This window comes from Streptomyces sp. NPDC001832 (assembly GCF_040297265.1).
GTDB lineage: Bacteria > Actinomycetota > Actinomycetes > Streptomycetales > Streptomycetaceae > Streptomyces.
This window is the reverse complement of record NZ_JBEOYU010000026.1, coordinates 66,656-81,237: the sequence shown is the minus strand read 5'-3', so window position 1 is coordinate 81,237 and position 14,582 is coordinate 66,656. Positions and strand designations below refer to the sequence as shown.

Here is a 14,582-nt window from a genome sequence, read left to right as displayed (position 1 = left end):
CATCGCTCATTCAGCCATGGCGGAGTGGAGCGACTGAAACCAGCCATTATTTGACCTCATTCCCCCGGCAGTGAGGTAACTACTTGAAATTTCAGCGCGCATGCTAGCAGTGTGTCTGCATTGCGTGTCAATGGCATTGACGGATTTTTTATTCCGGGCTCTCTGGGGTGGTGGCGGCGGCTGCAACTCGCCTATTTCAGGGGATGGTTGACAACGTTTGCGGGGCTGGTGTGGGATCACTCGGGCAGTGGCCAACAGGTCACTAATTTGTCCGAGTTGACGCGAAGTGAACTTTCGCCTATCCCTCGGGCGTTGTTCATGATTAAGGGGAACGCGGCATGGATGTTTTCCGTTGTTTTGCCAATTCATATACGTCCGGTCTCCAGGCGGTCCTCGACGAGGGGAGTGAAATCCCCTCCGTCCGCGACCCGCTCTCGAAGGCGTCCGATTTCGGCCGCAACGACCGCCCCTACCGCGAGCTCATCGCCCACCGCAGCACGATCGAGAACCCCACATCCTGCCTCGCGGTCACCCCGCACCTGCCGGTGAACCTCTCGTACTGCTTCGGGCTCCTCGCCTGGTCGCTCGATGGGCGCAACGACGTGGAGACCCCCGCGTACTACCGCCGGGGCGCCCACGAGTACTCGGACGACCAGCACACCCTCAGCGGCGCCTTCGGCCACCGGCTGATCACGGCCAACGGCAACCAGCTGGAGGAGGTCGTCGGCCGCATCGAGCGCGACCCCGCCCACCGCCGGGCCTTCGCCCTGGTCCTGGAGCCGCAGGACAACTTCCGGCAGTCGCGGGAGTACCCCTGCGCCGTGGGCGTGCACCTCTTCCTGCGAGACGGGGCCCTCGTCTGGCTCACCGTGATGCGCGCCCAGCAGGCGCTGACCGTCCTGCCCTACGACGCCTTCCTCTTCATGGGCCTGCAGCAGTACGCCGCCGGTCTGCTCGGCGTACCCGCCGGCCGGTACATACACCAGTCCGGCACGTTCCACTTCTACGACAACGAGACCGCGCTCGCCCGGAAGATCCTGGACGACCCGGCGGTCCCGGCCTCCCTGCCGGCCTTCCCCACCACTCCGGAAGGCGCCCGCGAAGCGGCGCGGGAACTCGTCGACCTCGAATCCCGGCTCCGCCTGGCCGCCCAGGCGCAGGACACCGTCACGGTGGACAAGATCGCCGCGACTCCGGCCGCCACCGACTTCGCGGACGTGGCCCGCGCCTGTCTGGCCACCCACGCCTACCGCAAGCTCGGCGACACCACATCCTTGGTGACCAGCCGGGCGGCCGAGCCCGCCGTGGCCGATCTGATCTCTGCGATCTGATCACCGTAAGCGCAGGGACCTCACGTGATACTGACGGTTCGTCCACCCCTGGAACCACGATGTCCCGACTCGGCCGCCCGGCAGGAGTTGGCCGACCGCCTCTCCCATCGACGCGAACTCTTCGAGCGGGCCGGTGACATCGCCCCCCACCCGGACCAGGACCCCTACCTCTTTCCGATCATGGCCGCCCTGGTCCCCGTCGCCACCAGCCGCGGCGGGGAGGTCGCCTACCCCGGCGACCCCATGTGCCTCTACTCGGCGCTCTCACTCACCATCGAACGGTCCGTCGCCCGCCTGGCGCGAGGGCTCGCGGTGCAGCCGTCGCTGGACGACGTCGCCCCCGACTGGGGCCGCTACCCGGATGCCGCCTATCGCCGCGCCGAGGGCGGACCTCGCTCCGGGCTCATCGCGGACAGCCGCACCACCGACGGCCACGTCTTCGACCCGCGGATCTGGGATGACGTGGCCTGCGAGGCATTCATCACCGAACTCCGGGCGCTGCGCCCCAAGGTGCTGCTGCTCAGCTCGGTGTCGGCCGGCCACCGCTACGCGCTGGAGATGGCCGAGCTGGCCAAGGAGCACGTGCCGGGCTGCCTGGTGGTCCTCGGGGGCAGGCACGCCGACGAAACAGTCCGCTACCAGCACGCCACCCGCACGGCCGACCTGTCCTGGAGCAGCACGGTAGAAGTCATCCGCGACGGCCGCGCCCGGCCCGTGGTCGACTTCGTGGTGGCGGGGGACGGCTCTCCCCTCCTCGACCTGCTGTTACGTGCGGTCGGGCTGGTCGCCACCCCCGGGTTTGGCCCCACCCCCGTCGAGGAGGTCCTCGACGCGCTGCCGCTCGTCGCCGCCCACGACGGAGTGACCAAGGGGGTCGGCTGCATCGTCGGCCTCACGGCGGACGAAGCCGTGCTCGTACCCGTGCTGGGGGAGCGTACCAACGCGGCGCAACTCCCCTCACCGTACGAAGCGTTCTCCGTACGGGCCCGGTTCGGGATCTTCACCCGTGCGGGCAGCTCTCCCCTGGGCAGTCGGACCGCCCACATGATGACGCTCGACGCCTGCCCCTTCAAGTGCACCTTTTGCTCCGAGAGCATCCAGGTGTCGCAGCGGCCCACGCGCTTCGCGCTGTCCGAGACCGAGCACGTGGCCCAGCGCATAGTGCAACTGGTCGACTGGGGAACGGAGGCGGCCTTCTTCGACGACCCGGTCTTCTGGGGCGGCAACTGGAAGGCGATCAATGACTTCTGCCACGATCTGGCGCGCCTCCGGGCCAGCCGGCCGGGTCTCCGGTCCTTCGAGTGGGGTGCGCAGCTCACCGTGGACGTCGTCCTCAACCGCGCCAAGGCGGAGGAGGTCCACGCGGCCCTCGACCTCATGAGCGAAACCGGCTGCACCTACGTCTACATCGGCATCGAGAGCATGGCCCAGCAGGTCATGCGGAACGTCGGCAAGAACCTGCTGCGCCGCAACCCCGAAGCCTGGGTGAGCAAGGTGCGGGAAGCCCTGACCACCATCAGGGACCACAAAATCCGCGTCGGCAGTTCCGTCCTCTTCGGACTCGACGGTGAGAACCGGGAGACCATCGAGGAGACGATCGAGGAGATAGGCCGCCTCATCGACGACGGACTGCTCGTCATGGCCAGCCCGAACATCCTCACCTATCACCCCGGCACCGCCATCACCGCGGCACACGGGCAGGACCGGCTCGACTACCACTCGCGCAAGAAGAACCGGCCGCCTTACACGTACTTCGAGGAGGCATACCCCGAGGTGGTCTCCCAGCTCCTGGACGAGGACGACATCTGGTTCATCCACGAGGCATCGGCCAAGCGATGGGGCAGCACCCGCAACAGCGCCGAGTCGGCGGCCTCCATAGGCGCATGACGCACACCAACGAAGGGATTCTCTTGAACGGCCATGTGCTGGACGTCGACGAGAAGAGCTACTGGGGGCCGTACTACTCGTACTTCCCCGCGCTCGCCCGCTACATCCCGCTGGGCGAGTACGCCCGCCGGGTTCGCCCGAGGGCCTGCGTGCTCGGTGCCTCGGACGGCAAGTTCGCCCTTCCCCTGCTCCGCGCCGGCTGGGAGGTCGTCGGTGTGGAGACCGACGTACTCTTCCTGAACGGGGGCGAGTTCGACCTCGTGGACGGTCACCATGAGGTCGTCGGCCTCCGGCAGAGGCTGGCTTCCGAGGGCCTCACCGAGGACTGCACCATCGTCGAGCAGGACTACATGACTCTCCCGGCCTCGGGCGACTTCCAGCTGGTGATGGGCAGCGGCCTGTGGTCGATGCCTCCCAACCGGGCCCACTCGCTGGAAGCGCTCATCCGTCACGCGATGGACATGGTCGCCCCGGGCGGCATCTTCTTCGGCGAGTACCTGATCGGACTCAACGACGAGGAGCGCCGGTGCGGCTACTACCCGCCCCGGGAGGAAATGAATCGCATCGTCGACCGCCCCGGCTGGCAGCTCTTCGAGAACGCCGACCTCGGCATCCGCGGCGAGAGCCACCTCGGCTACGAGGAGTGGCACTACCACCGGTACGCCGCCGCCATCGTGCACCGCATGCCGCTACCCGCCACCCCCGCACCAACCCCGTGAATTCCACGGACACCGCATGGACCGGCGGGCGCCCCCACCTCCCTGGAGGCGCCCGCCCGGCGGTCGTCGTCTCGGACTTGGACGGCACGCTGTTGAACGCGGACCGGAAGGTCGGTGAACGCACACGCAGGGCCCTCACCGCCGCCGTGGAGGGCGGCGTGCACCTGGTTCTCGCGACCGCCCGGCCCGCCTGGTCCGCTCGGCAGGTGCTGCTGCCGCTGCGCGGCCTTGGCGCGTCCCTCGTCTCCTCGAACGGCGCCGTCACCAGCGATCTGGACGACCCCCGGCCGCGGCGGGTCCGTGCCATGGCACCGGCCCGGGTGAGTGAGGCGCTCACCCTCCTCGGTCCAGTGCCCTGGGCGGTGGACCGCCCCTCCGGGCGGGCGCTCGGCCCCAACTGGCCGGACGTCCTCAGCAGCGGGGGTGCCGATGCACCGCGGGTCGAGGAGGTGCCGGACGACGAGGAGGTCCTCTGCCTGATGGCCCTCCGCACCTCCCCGCCCTCGCCCTCCTTCCTCGCCCCCGCCGGTCTCTGCTGGACCTCGTCGGACGCCGGGCTCGTCGAGGTCTCGGCGCCCGGGGCCGACAAGCGGTCCGCCGTTTCCTGGCTCCTCGACAGCCGGAATCTCGACTGGAGCGCCGTCGTCGCCTTCGGCGACGCGCCCAACGACATGAGCCTCCTCCGCTCGGCCGCCAGGGGAGTGGCAATGGCCAACGCCGTTTCTGACGTACGGTTTTCGGCGACGGAACTGACGGCCAGCCACGACGAGGACGGGGTGGCCATGTGGGTGGAGAGGAACCTGCTGTGAGTGAAGTGAACCCCCCCGGCGGCCCGCCGGCGGGGAAAGTATGGATAGTCGGCGGGCCGGGCTGCGGGAAGTCGACCCTCGCGGGACTGCTGAAGGAGCCCGACGCGCCCCCGGTCTGCCTGGACGCCCTGTTCTGGGGGCGGGGGTGGACGCCAGTGCCGGAAGACACGTTCCTCGCGGAGGTCGGAAAGGCACTGGAGGCCGAGCGCTGGGTGGTTGACGGCCAGTTCCCCGCCGCCGTCGCAGCCTACGCGCACACCGCCGACTGCGTGGTCTGGGTCGACCCGCCGCTGCGCGTCTCCTGGCCCCGGCTGCTGCGCCGCACCCTGCGCCGCTGGATACGCCGGGAGAAGCTGTGGGGCGGCACCCGGGAGACCCTGTGCACCGTCGTCGGCCCCCGGTCGATCCTCTGGTACGCCCTGAAGGTGCGGGCGGAACAGCAACAGGCCAACCTCGACCTGTTCGCACGCCTGGCGGAGACCGGCGTGCGCCTCATCCGGTTCCGCGGCGGCGACGTACGGAACCTTGTCGGCCGGATCGCGCGGTGATCCTCTCCAGGCCGATGGAACAACCCTCTTGTCAACGTCGGGAGTTACCCATGGATGTCCGCACCTATGACACAGTCGGTGCGCTGCCCACCGCCGACTGGGAGTCCCTCACGTCAGGGTCCACCATCTACTCGACCGCAGGCTTCCAGGGCGTACGGGAGGAAGAGCTTCCGCCGGGGGCACGGGCCCGTCGCATCACGGCCCACGATGCCGAGGGCACCGTGGCGGCCGGTCTGGAGGCGTACACGTTCACCCGCCCCCCTCACGCGCTCTACACGCCCGCCGATCTGCTCGCCGGACTCGTCGACGAGGAGCGCCACGCCTCCGTCGCCTCGCGCCCGCTGGCGATCGGGGCGGGCTGGTCCGAGTTCCGGGGCCAGGTCGTCCACCACCCGGACGCCAAGCCCGGGCAGCGGGCGGTGGCCGTCGAGGCCATGACCTCCGAGGCCCTGAACTTCGCCAAGCGGGCGGAGGCATCCGTTCTCGCCTACTACTACCTTCCCCGCGAGGACGCGCTCGACATTGCCCGCGCCCATGATCACGCGGGTGCCGTCGTCCTCTTCCACGACGTGGAGACGGTGCTCCCGGTCGGCCTCTGGGACGACCTGGACGACTACTACGCCTGGCTCCCCGCGAAGCGGCGTCCCCGTGCCCGGCGGGAGGTCCGGACCTTCCGCGAGAGCCGGCGAACCGTGCGCGAGGTGGCGCTGCCCGAGGTCGTCGATTGCATCGCCCCGCTCAACAGCGCGCTGATGCGCAAGCACGGCCACGACTACGGGGTCGCTCGGGCGGCGGAGGTCTACGGCCGGCAGGGACGGCACCTGGGCGATCGCAGCACCCTGCTGCTGGCCGAGGAGGGCGACAGCCCCGTCGGCTTCGCCCTGCGCTACCGCCACCAGGAAATGCTGTACGCCCGCGTGGCCGGATTCGACTACGACTTCGCCAACAAGGCGGACTACTTCAACCTGGTCTTCTACCACCCGATCGCCGAGGGGACGGGGCGGTCCACCCGCGCCATCCACCTCGGCCTGGGAACCTTCGAGGCCAAGCTGACCCGGGGTGCTCAGCCGGTCCCTCTGTACACGGTGCTCGTGGGCGTGGACCAGCCCCTCGCGGCCGACCCCGGCGCCGTGCGGGAACGCAACCGAAAGGAGACCGAGGCGTTCGGGGCCGCGTACGCGCGGCACGTGGTCGGCGGACTCGACACGAAGGACTGGCAGCTGTGAACACGCGCACCGCCCCGAGAACCAAATGGTGCGAGAGGAGGCCCCGGTCGTGACCGAGACCAAGCACCTGGCGTCGATCGGCGACATCGAACGCGGCACCTGGGACTCCCTGGTGCCGGCTCCCTGCTTCTACCAGAGCCACGGTTGGCTCGGCGGGCAGGAGCGCCCCGACTTCGCCACGGCCACCTACACCGTGGTGTCGTCGGGCAGCAGGCTGCTTGCCGCCACCCCGTCCTACGACTTCCCCGCAGAGAACGCCCCACCCCTTCCGGCGGTCGCCGCCGACCACGAGGCCCTGCGCGTCGGCACGCGCACGGGATACCACAACGAATTCCTGCTCGCCGGAACGGAGGAGGAACAGCGGGATGCCTTGGCCGAGTTGGTCGAGGGCCTGGCGGACCACGCCGCCCGCCTCGGCCGCGACGCCCTGCTCTTCGACTTCCTCACCACCGAGAGCCTGCGGCGGCTCGCCGGTCTGTTCCCGGTCCGGGCCCAGCTGCGCAGCGCCGAGGCCGTGGTCCACAACGAGGGGGGCACCTTCGAGTCGTACCGGCGGCTGCTCGGACGGAACGTCCGCAAGCGCGACTACGAGGTGCGCAAGTTTGAACAGGCTGGGCTGCGGCTTGAGACGGCGCCGCTGTCGGAGTGCGTGGACGAACTGGCGCCGCTGATCGGCCAGACCATGGACCGGTACGATGCCTCTCTGGACCTGGCGGAGATCCGGACGTTCCTCAAGGTCCAGGCCGAGCACCTCGACGACCTCAGCACGGTCTTCCGCATCGTCGACGAGGAAGGCGGCCTGGTCGGCGGGCACGTCGCCTTCGCCTGGCGGGAGATGCTCTACGCCAGGGTGGCCGGGTTCGACTACACCCGGACCCGGGACGCGTACGAGTACTTCAACGCCGTCTACTACGGCCCGCTGCGCCACATGGAGCAGCATGGGCTCGGCACCCTTCACCTGGGCCTGTCGGCGGTGCAGGCCAAGGTCAGGCGCGGGGCGCGGCTCCACCCGGTCTGGGCGGCGGTGCTGCCGCTGCCGCTGTTCCGGGGCGCCGGCCTGACCCGCGACGCCGCCGCCGACCAGGCCCTGGCCGACTTGGTGCGGGCCGAGGCGGGCGGCGGGATGGACGAGGGGGAGTGGGAGCTGAGCCGGATCACCCCGCTCTGACCCTGACGGCGGTCTCCGCGGGGTGCCGACCGACCGGCGGCACCCCGCGCAAGCCCCGGAGCGGGAGCCCTCACCCCTGGGCGGGCCAGAGGGCGGGGCAGAACTCCGGGTCGGCGTAGTCCGGCTCCCCGGACGGGGTCCGCCGCACCAAGGCGTCGTGCTTGTAGGGCTGCTGACGGCCCTCGGAGTTCCGGTAGTGCCGGTAGGTGTTGGAACCGTCCTGGAGGTGGAACGAGATCGCGCGACGGGGGTGAGGACTGCGGTTGGGGCCGCTGCCGTGGTACAGGAGGCAGTGGTGGAAGGTCATGTGACCCCGCGGGATGTGCACGGGGACCCGTTCGACGGTGGCGCCGTTGAGTTCGGCGTCCCTCTCCAGCAGGTACTCGCGGGCCACGTCCGCAGGATCGCCGACCGGTCGTTCGGCGCCGTGGCGCCGCTTCCACCGGTGGCTTCCCGGCACCATTGTGATGGTGCCCGCCTCCTCCGTGCAGTCATGGAAAGGGATGAAGGCGGTCAGCATGTTGTCGGACGAGCAGGTGGGCCAGAAGTATTTGTCGAAATGCCATGAAACGATGTTCGACTTTTCTTCCGGGGCTGCCGGCTTGTAAATGAGGGTAGCCTGGAAGGTGCGTATTTCCGGTGTTCTCGCCAATCGCGCCGCCACTGCGGCGACGACGGGTTTACGGAGAATTCCGGCAATCGCTTCATCCCGGTAATGAATGTAGTCGCTGTTGCGCTGGATCTCGCCATCGGCGGGGGACCAGTCGGCCAGCCGATCCGGTCGACTTGGCAGCTTGCGCCCTTGATGACCTGCGTAGAAGCGTTCGCTGGCCTGGGTCAGGGTCTCGGTCTCAGCGTCGCTGAGCAGCTTCTGCGAAAGGTACCAGCCGGTTTCCTCGTAGCGCAGGACATCCTCCTCCGACGGCAGCATCCGCAATTCTTCTTCTGTCAATACCGAATATTCCGACACCTTATCCTCATTTCTCTGAACGTCGGTCGAACCGTCGGGTTGGGACGCACCCTAGCGAACGGATGAGCCGTGTGCTAGGTTCATTTTCCAACTGGTCTGATCTGGGGGTGGGATGGCGATCCTAGACGAGGAAATCCGGGTTCTTCTCAAGAAGAACAAGGATTTTCGCAATGTATGGATAGGGGAGTCTGCCGCCCATTTCGGGACCCAGCTGACCAACTTCCTGTTGCCGCTGGTCGCGGTGACCGCCCTGCAGGCCAGCGGCACCGAGGTGGGCCTCATCTCCGCCGTGCAGTTCGTCCCGGTCGTCCTGCTGTCGCTGGTCGCCGGGATGGTGGTCGACCGCCACCCGCCCCGCCGCACACTGGTGATCACCAGCGTGGTCCGGGGTGCCGCGCTCGGGCTCCTCGGCCTCGCGCAGGCCACCGAGGGGCTGACGATCACTCATGTTCTGGCGGCTGCCGTGGTCATCGGCACGGCCACCGTCTTCTACGAGGTCGCCTACCAGTCCACCATCCCCAAGATCGTTTCTGTGGACTCCATCCCCTCGGCCAACGGACTGCACCAGGCCACCTACTCCGTCAGCCAGCTCGCCGGTCCCTCGGCGGCGGGCTTCCTCGTGGGCAAGATGGGGCTCTCGCCCACCTTCGCCGTCACCGCCGCCTTCTTCGTGGGTGCGGCTCTCAGCGGAGCGCTGCTCCGCGACGTCAAGGCACCCGGCGTGCCGCAGCAGTCGGCGCTGCGCACGATCGGATCGGGGCTGCGGTACACCTGGTCCCTACGAACCCTGCGCGACCTCTGCACGCAGGCGGGCCTGTCCAACCTGCACGAGCAGTGCTTCCTCACCATCTTCCTGGTCTTCGCCGTCCGCGAGCTGGGCCTCAGCGGCACAGCCGTCGGCGTGGTCATCGGCATCGGCAGCGTCGGCGCGCTGGTCGGCTCGCTGGTGGCCGCGCGCATCGGCGCCCGGATCACCGTGGGGAGGACGCTCACCGGGGGCGTGGTCCTGGCCGCCGCGGGTCTGCTCCTCGTCCCTCTCGTGGTCGTCTTCGACCTCGGCACCGTCGTCCTGGTGGCCCTCCTTGCCCTCGCCTTCGTCGTGAACGGCTTCGGAGTGGCGCTCTTCAACGTCTTCGCGGTGAGTCTCCGGCAGGCCATCCCGCCGGAGAACCAGTTGGGCGCGGTCACGGCGAGCTACCGGCTGGTGGCCCTCGGGACGCTGCCCCTCGGTGCCTTCGCCGGCGGGGCCCTCGCGGACGCCCTGGGGCCCGGTCGGGCCATCTGGATCGTCGGGGTCACGTACCTGTGCGTCTCCTTCTGGCTGATGTTCTCGCCGCTGCGCTCCGCCACCACCCTTGAACAGGCCCGTGCGCTGGGTTCACGGCCCAGGTCCCAAGACGCCGTCGGCGAGCAGACCTCTGCCCCCTGACCGGCCGCGCGCCCGGCCCGTACCACTGCCTGCCCCACTGCCCGGACACAGAAAGCGAGAAACGACGTGGCTGAAGAGCGAGACGTCCTGATCTACTCCAAGCGCTTCGAGGGCGGGGTGCGCCTCGTCTCGCGCATGCTCTCGGACATGGGGCGCCGCCCGGTCCTGGTCTCCGACGAGCCGGAGGACGTCAACCGCGACCACTGCGCGGCCCATGTCGTCGTCGACTGGGAGAAGGCGAGCCTGGAGGAGTTGGTGGCGGCGGTCGAGGCGGCGGGTGTGGTGCCGACCGCCGTCGTCAACTTCGTCGAGTCGCTGATCTCCTGGCAGGTGCGCACGGCGCGGCACTACGGGCTGGTGGGCGGGGAAGACGGTCGAGAGGTTCTGCTGAGCAAGGCCCGGGTGCGGGCGGCCATGGCGGGCCGGGGCCTGTCGTCGCTGCCGTTCGTCGCCGGAACCGCCGCCTCCCTCGACGTCGACGCGGTCACCTCGTACCCCATCATCGTCAAGCCCGACCAGGACTCGGGTGGTTCACGGCTCGTCCGTCGCGCCAAGGACGCCGCGGAGCTTCGCTCCTGCCTCAAGGAGCTGGCTGACTCTGTTAGCCCGGACACGGACGTCATCGTGGAGCAGTACATCGACGGCGTCGAGTTCTCGGTCGACGGTCCCGTGCTGGACGGCCGGTTCCACCCGCTCTTCGAGGTCGAGAAGACGGAGCATGACAATCTTCGGCACCACGACGCGGGACTCCTCATCTCGCCCCCGCCCTCCGCACACGTGCAACGGGCCGTGCGTGAGCTGTCGGAGAGGGTCGGAGCTCTGTACGCTTCCCTCGGCCTGGGGAACAGCTGGCTCCACGTCGAAGGGCGGGTGCGCGCGGACGGCACCTGCGAGCTGGTCGAGATCAACCCGCGTCCCGGCGGCCGCATGTACCGGGCGGCCACCCAGCGGGCCTGCGGTGTCGACCCCATCGACATGTCGGTACGCATGGCGCTCGGCGAGCGCCTGGACGGCGCCCTGGCCGAGGCGACCCGCGGTGGCACCGAACTGCTGGCCATGCTCCCCTTCGAGGCCGACCGCGTCGGCACCCTGGCGAGCGCCACCTCCGTCGAGGAGCTCAAGCGGATTCCCGGGGTGATAGACGGCTACCTGTTCGAAAACTTCCGCGTGGTGACGATGGAGCGGGAGAACTTCTTCGCCGAGGCCATGTTCACCGCCGACAGTGTCGCCGACCTCCACGGCATCGCCGAACAGGTTCGCTCGGTCTTCACCTTCACCTTCCAGTGATCCCGCGCGGACGGCGGCCGCCCGGCACTGCCTCTTCCGTGCGGTGCGGGGCGACCGAGCCCGCATCGCACGGAAGGGAGCCGGCTCGTCTCGTGCGTCCAAGGGCTGTCCCGTAATCCGTGGTGGATCAGTGCGCGGCGTCAGATGCGGTGCATCGCAAGGCGGAGGGACGTCCGCATACTGGATGTATGCGGGCGTTCCGACAACGCGGCGAGGTGCCGTAGCTGTCGTCGCGCGCCCGCCAGGGGTTACGGGACAGCCCTTAGAAGAAACCCAGCTTCTTCGGCGAGTACGACACCAGAAGATTCTTCGTCTGTTGATAGTGCTCCAGCATCATCTTGTGGTTCTCGCGGCCGATCCCCGACTGCTTGTATCCGCCGAAGGCGGCATGGGCCGGGTAAGCGTGGTAGCAGTTCGTCCAGACCCTGCCCGCCTGGATGGCACGGCCCGCCCGGTACGCGGTGTTGATGTCGCGGGTCCATACGCCCGCCCCGAGGCCGTACAGCGTGTCGTTCGCCGTTGCGATCGCGTCGTCGAAGTCCGAGAAGGACGCGACCGCCACTACCGGGCCGAAGATCTCCTCCTGGAAGACCCGCATCCGGTTGTCGCCCTCGAAGATGGTCGGCTGGACGTAGTAGCCACCCGCCAGTTCCCCGTCGTACTCGATCCTCTGGCCACCCGTGAGGACCTTCGCGCCTTCCTGCTGGCCGATGTCCAGGTACGAAAGAATCTTCTGCAGCTGGTCGTTGGAGGCTTGGGCACCGATCATCGTGTCGGTGTCCAGCGGGTGTCCCGGTACGATCTTTTCGGTGCGGGCGATGCCCGCCTCCAGGAATTCGCTGTAGTGCCCGCGCTGGATCAGTGCGCGCGACGGACAGGTGCAGACCTCGCCCTGGTTGAGGGCGAACATGGTGAAGCCTTCGAGGGCCTTGTCGCGGAAGTCGTCGTCCGCGTTCCACACGTCGTCGAAGAAGATGTTCGGCGACTTGCCGCCCAGTTCGAGCGTCACCGGCTTGATGTTCTCGGAGGCGTACTGCATGATCAGCCGTCCCGTGGTGGTCTCACCGGTGAAGGCGACCTTCGCGACGCGCGGGCTGGAAGCGAGGGGTTTGCCGGCCTCCGCGCCGAAGCCGTTGACGATGTTGACGACGCCGGGCGGAAGGAGGTCGGCCACCAGCTTCAGCCATACGTGGATGGAGGCCGGGGTCTGCTCGGCGGGTTTGAGGACCACCGCGTTGCCCGCCGCGAGCGCTGGGGCCAGCTTCCAGGTCGCCATCAGGACGGGGAAGTTCCACGGGATGATCTGCGCGACGACGCCCAGCGGCTCGTGGAAGTGGTATGCGACCGTGTCGTCGTCGATCTCGCTGAGCGAGCCCTCCTGGGCGCGCAGCGCACCGGCGAAATAGCGGAAGTGGTCAATGGCCAGGGGGATGTCGGCGGTCAGGGTCTCGCGTACCGGCTTGCCGTTGTCCCAGCTCTCGGCGACCGCCAGTTCCTTCAGGTGCGCCTCCATCCGGTCGGCGATCCTGTTGAGAATCGAGGCGCGGTCGCCCGCCGCGGTAGCTCCCCATGCGGGGGCCGCGGCGTGTGCCGCGTCCAAAGCCCGTTCGACGTCCTCGGCACTTCCGCGGGCGATCTCGGTGAAGGGGCGGCCGTTGACGGGGCTGGGGTTCTCGAAGTACTGGCCACGGGCGGGCGGGACGTACGCGCCGCCGATCCAGTGGTCGTAGCGGGACTTGTACGAGACGATGGCGCCCTCGGTGCCCGGCGCAGCGTAACGGGTCATCTCTGTGGCCTCCCGGATCCGGTGCCGCCCGCCGTTGGACGGTCCTCGGCGTGAGGGTAGGCAGCGCGACGTTGCAACCCCGTTGCGTGGGCTGCGAGGGAGCGGCTACCGCTGCTCGGTGTCCAGCGCCCGGGCCCTGGCGAGGAGTGCGGGGCGCTGCCCCGCGGGTACGGCCGCTGCGAGTGCCTGCCAGACCGGGAGATCGTCCTCGCCCCATGGGCTGTACGCCCAGTCGGCCAGCAGCCCCGGGTCACCGCGTGCGATGAGCGCTGCCCGTAGCTGCTTGTCGAGCCGGTGCCGCAGGCGGACGACGGATGGTGCCTGCGAGCCCGGCAGCAGCGGACCCGCGTAGGCGCTGAGTGCCGCTGTCACCGCGCCGGATGCCAGTCTGCGCGCCACCGTGTCGAAATCGGCGTCGACCGGCGCGGAGAGACGGTAGGGGCGGGAGAGCAGGAGTTCGGGGCCGAGCAGCCGCCGCAGTCGGGAGAGTTCGGCCCGCAGCGTTACCGGTGTCACCGACTCGTCCTCGTACAGCTCGACAAGGAGTTCGTCGCCGCCGAGGCCCTCGGGATGGCGGGCCAGCGTCACCAGGATCTCGCTGTGCCGCCGACTGAGCGGCATCTTGCGGCCTCCCGCGATGAGCAGCGCCTCGTTCCGGCCCAGCGCACTGAGCTGTACGGTGTCCCCGGCCGGCGAGGGCGTGAGGAGTGCGAGCTGCGACTCGGCGGCGCGTGCCACCGCCTGCACGAACGCCAGGCTGTGCGGGTGCGCGAGCCGGTTCCCACCGGTGATGTCCACGGCGCCCAGGACCCGTCCCGTGTGCGGGTCGTGGAGCGGTGCCGCCGCGCAGGTCCACTGCTGGACCGGCCGCAGGAAGTGCTCGGCGGCGAAGACCTGCACCGGCCGGTTCACGGCGATGGCCGTACCCGGCGCGTTCGTCCCGGCCACGGACTCGGCCCAGCGGGCGCCCTCCACGAAGTTCATCCGGCCCGCGGCCCGTCGGGTCATTGCGTGTCCTTCGACCCACAGCAGTCTGCCGTGCGCGTCGCACACCGCGAGAAGATGTTCGCCGTCCGTCGCGTACGCGCTCATCAGCTCACGGATCAGCGGCATGGCGGCGGCCAGGGGATGCCCGTCCCGGTACGGCCCCAGTTCGTCCGTGCCCAGCTCGACCAGGGCCGCACCGTCCGGACTGACCCGGGCCCGGGCCGAGCGCCGCCACGACTCGCCGACCACCGGACGCACCGGCCTCTCCAGCCGACCGGCGGTGGTGAACACCTCGTGTGCGTGCAGCAGTTGGCCGAGCCGTTCACCAGGGTCTGTATCGGCTTCCAGGGCCACCCAGGGATCCGTCAACTCACCCTCCCGTCCAGGGGCGTCGTGCACATCCCATCGTGGCCGCCGTCGACGTCTGCGACAACC

Annotated in this window: 12 protein-coding genes; 9 read left to right on the top strand and 3 right to left on the bottom strand. The window is 69.1% G+C overall.

Going from position 1 to position 14,582, the window contains the following annotated elements; translation table 11 throughout:
* Nucleotides 1–338: 338 nt before the first annotated feature.
* Genes ABT115_RS20670 through ABT115_RS20640 form a run of 7 tightly spaced genes read left to right on the top strand, consistent with a single transcriptional unit; the run spans nt 339 to nt 7,688 of the window.
* A complete protein-coding gene (locus ABT115_RS20670; RefSeq protein WP_351791706.1) occupies nt 339–1,331 on the top strand; it encodes a thymidylate synthase in 993 nt (330 codons plus the stop codon).
* A 24-nt stretch (nt 1,332–1,355) separates the two neighbouring features.
* Nucleotides 1,356–3,218 (top strand): B12-binding domain-containing radical SAM protein, encoded by a 1,863-nt coding sequence (locus ABT115_RS20665; RefSeq protein WP_351791703.1) that lies wholly within the window; start codon nt 1,356–1,358, stop codon nt 3,216–3,218.
* Nucleotides 3,215–3,937 carry a class I SAM-dependent methyltransferase gene (locus ABT115_RS20660; RefSeq protein ID WP_351791700.1) on the top strand — a complete coding sequence of 241 codons (723 nt, stop codon included), beginning with the start codon at nt 3,215–3,217 and terminating at the stop codon, nt 3,935–3,937. The genes ABT115_RS20665 and ABT115_RS20660 overlap by 4 nt, the downstream gene beginning before the upstream one ends.
* Entirely contained in the window at nt 3,934–4,746 is an 813-nt protein-coding gene (locus ABT115_RS20655; protein WP_351791697.1) for an HAD family hydrolase, read from the top strand. The genes ABT115_RS20660 and ABT115_RS20655 overlap by 4 nt, the downstream gene beginning before the upstream one ends.
* A complete protein-coding gene (locus ABT115_RS20650) occupies nt 4,743–5,294 on the top strand; it encodes a P-loop NTPase family protein (protein WP_351791694.1) in 552 nt (183 codons plus the stop codon). The genes ABT115_RS20655 and ABT115_RS20650 overlap by 4 nt, the downstream gene beginning before the upstream one ends.
* Nucleotides 5,295–5,344: 50 nt before the next feature.
* Complete coding sequence (locus tag ABT115_RS20645) at nt 5,345–6,520, top strand: GNAT family N-acetyltransferase (RefSeq protein ID WP_351791692.1); 1,176 nt, start codon at nt 5,345–5,347, stop codon at nt 6,518–6,520.
* Between the two features lie 49 nt (nt 6,521–6,569).
* On the top strand, nt 6,570–7,688 hold the full coding sequence (locus ABT115_RS20640; protein WP_351791689.1) for a GNAT family N-acetyltransferase: 1,119 nt from the start codon (nt 6,570–6,572) through the stop codon (nt 7,686–7,688).
* A 70-nt stretch (nt 7,689–7,758) separates the two neighbouring features.
* Here ABT115_RS20640 and ABT115_RS20635 read toward each other — a convergent pair whose 3' ends face one another.
* Nucleotides 7,759–8,640 (bottom strand): phytanoyl-CoA dioxygenase family protein, encoded by an 882-nt coding sequence (locus ABT115_RS20635; protein WP_351791686.1) that lies wholly within the window; start codon nt 8,638–8,640, stop codon nt 7,759–7,761.
* A 130-nt stretch (nt 8,641–8,770) separates the two neighbouring features.
* On the opposite strand from ABT115_RS20635, the gene ABT115_RS20630 reads away from it, so the two are divergent.
* Both ABT115_RS20630 and ABT115_RS20625 read left to right on the top strand, forming a co-directional pair.
* Complete coding sequence (locus tag ABT115_RS20630; RefSeq protein WP_351791682.1) at nt 8,771–10,087, top strand: MFS transporter; 1,317 nt, start codon at nt 8,771–8,773, stop codon at nt 10,085–10,087.
* 66 nt (nt 10,088–10,153) lie between these two features.
* Nucleotides 10,154–11,374: an ATP-grasp domain-containing protein gene (locus ABT115_RS20625; protein WP_351791680.1), complete on the top strand. Its 1,221-nt coding sequence runs from the start codon at nt 10,154–10,156 to the stop codon at nt 11,372–11,374.
* 262 nt (nt 11,375–11,636) lie between these two features.
* Here the strand turns inward: ABT115_RS20625 and exaC are convergent, their stop codons facing one another.
* Nucleotides 11,637–13,160 carry an acetaldehyde dehydrogenase ExaC gene (gene exaC, locus ABT115_RS20620; protein ID WP_351791677.1) on the bottom strand — a complete coding sequence of 508 codons (1,524 nt, stop codon included), beginning with the start codon at nt 13,158–13,160 and terminating at the stop codon, nt 11,637–11,639.
* A 105-nt stretch (nt 13,161–13,265) separates the two neighbouring features.
* Nucleotides 13,266–14,516, bottom strand: a complete 1,251-nt coding sequence (locus ABT115_RS20615; protein ID WP_351791674.1) for a GAF domain-containing protein — start codon at nt 14,514–14,516, stop codon at nt 13,266–13,268.
* Nucleotides 14,517–14,582 lie beyond the last annotated feature (66 nt).

What these genes read in the sequence shown, in the direction of transcription:
- ABT115_RS20630 (WP_351791682.1), top strand. Translation starts at nt 8,771, where the DNA reads ATGGCGATCCTAGACGAGGAAATCCGGGTTCTTCTCAAGAAGAACAAG.
- ABT115_RS20660 (WP_351791700.1), top strand. Translation starts at nt 3,215, where the DNA reads ATGACGCACACCAACGAAGGGATTCTCTTGAACGGCCATGTGCTGGAC.
- exaC (WP_351791677.1), bottom strand. Translation starts at nt 13,160, where the DNA reads ATGACCCGTTACGCTGCGCCGGGCACCGAGGGCGCCATCGTCTCGTAC.
- ABT115_RS20645 (WP_351791692.1), top strand. Translation starts at nt 5,345, where the DNA reads ATGGATGTCCGCACCTATGACACAGTCGGTGCGCTGCCCACCGCCGAC.
- ABT115_RS20670 (WP_351791706.1), top strand. Translation starts at nt 339, where the DNA reads ATGGATGTTTTCCGTTGTTTTGCCAATTCATATACGTCCGGTCTCCAG.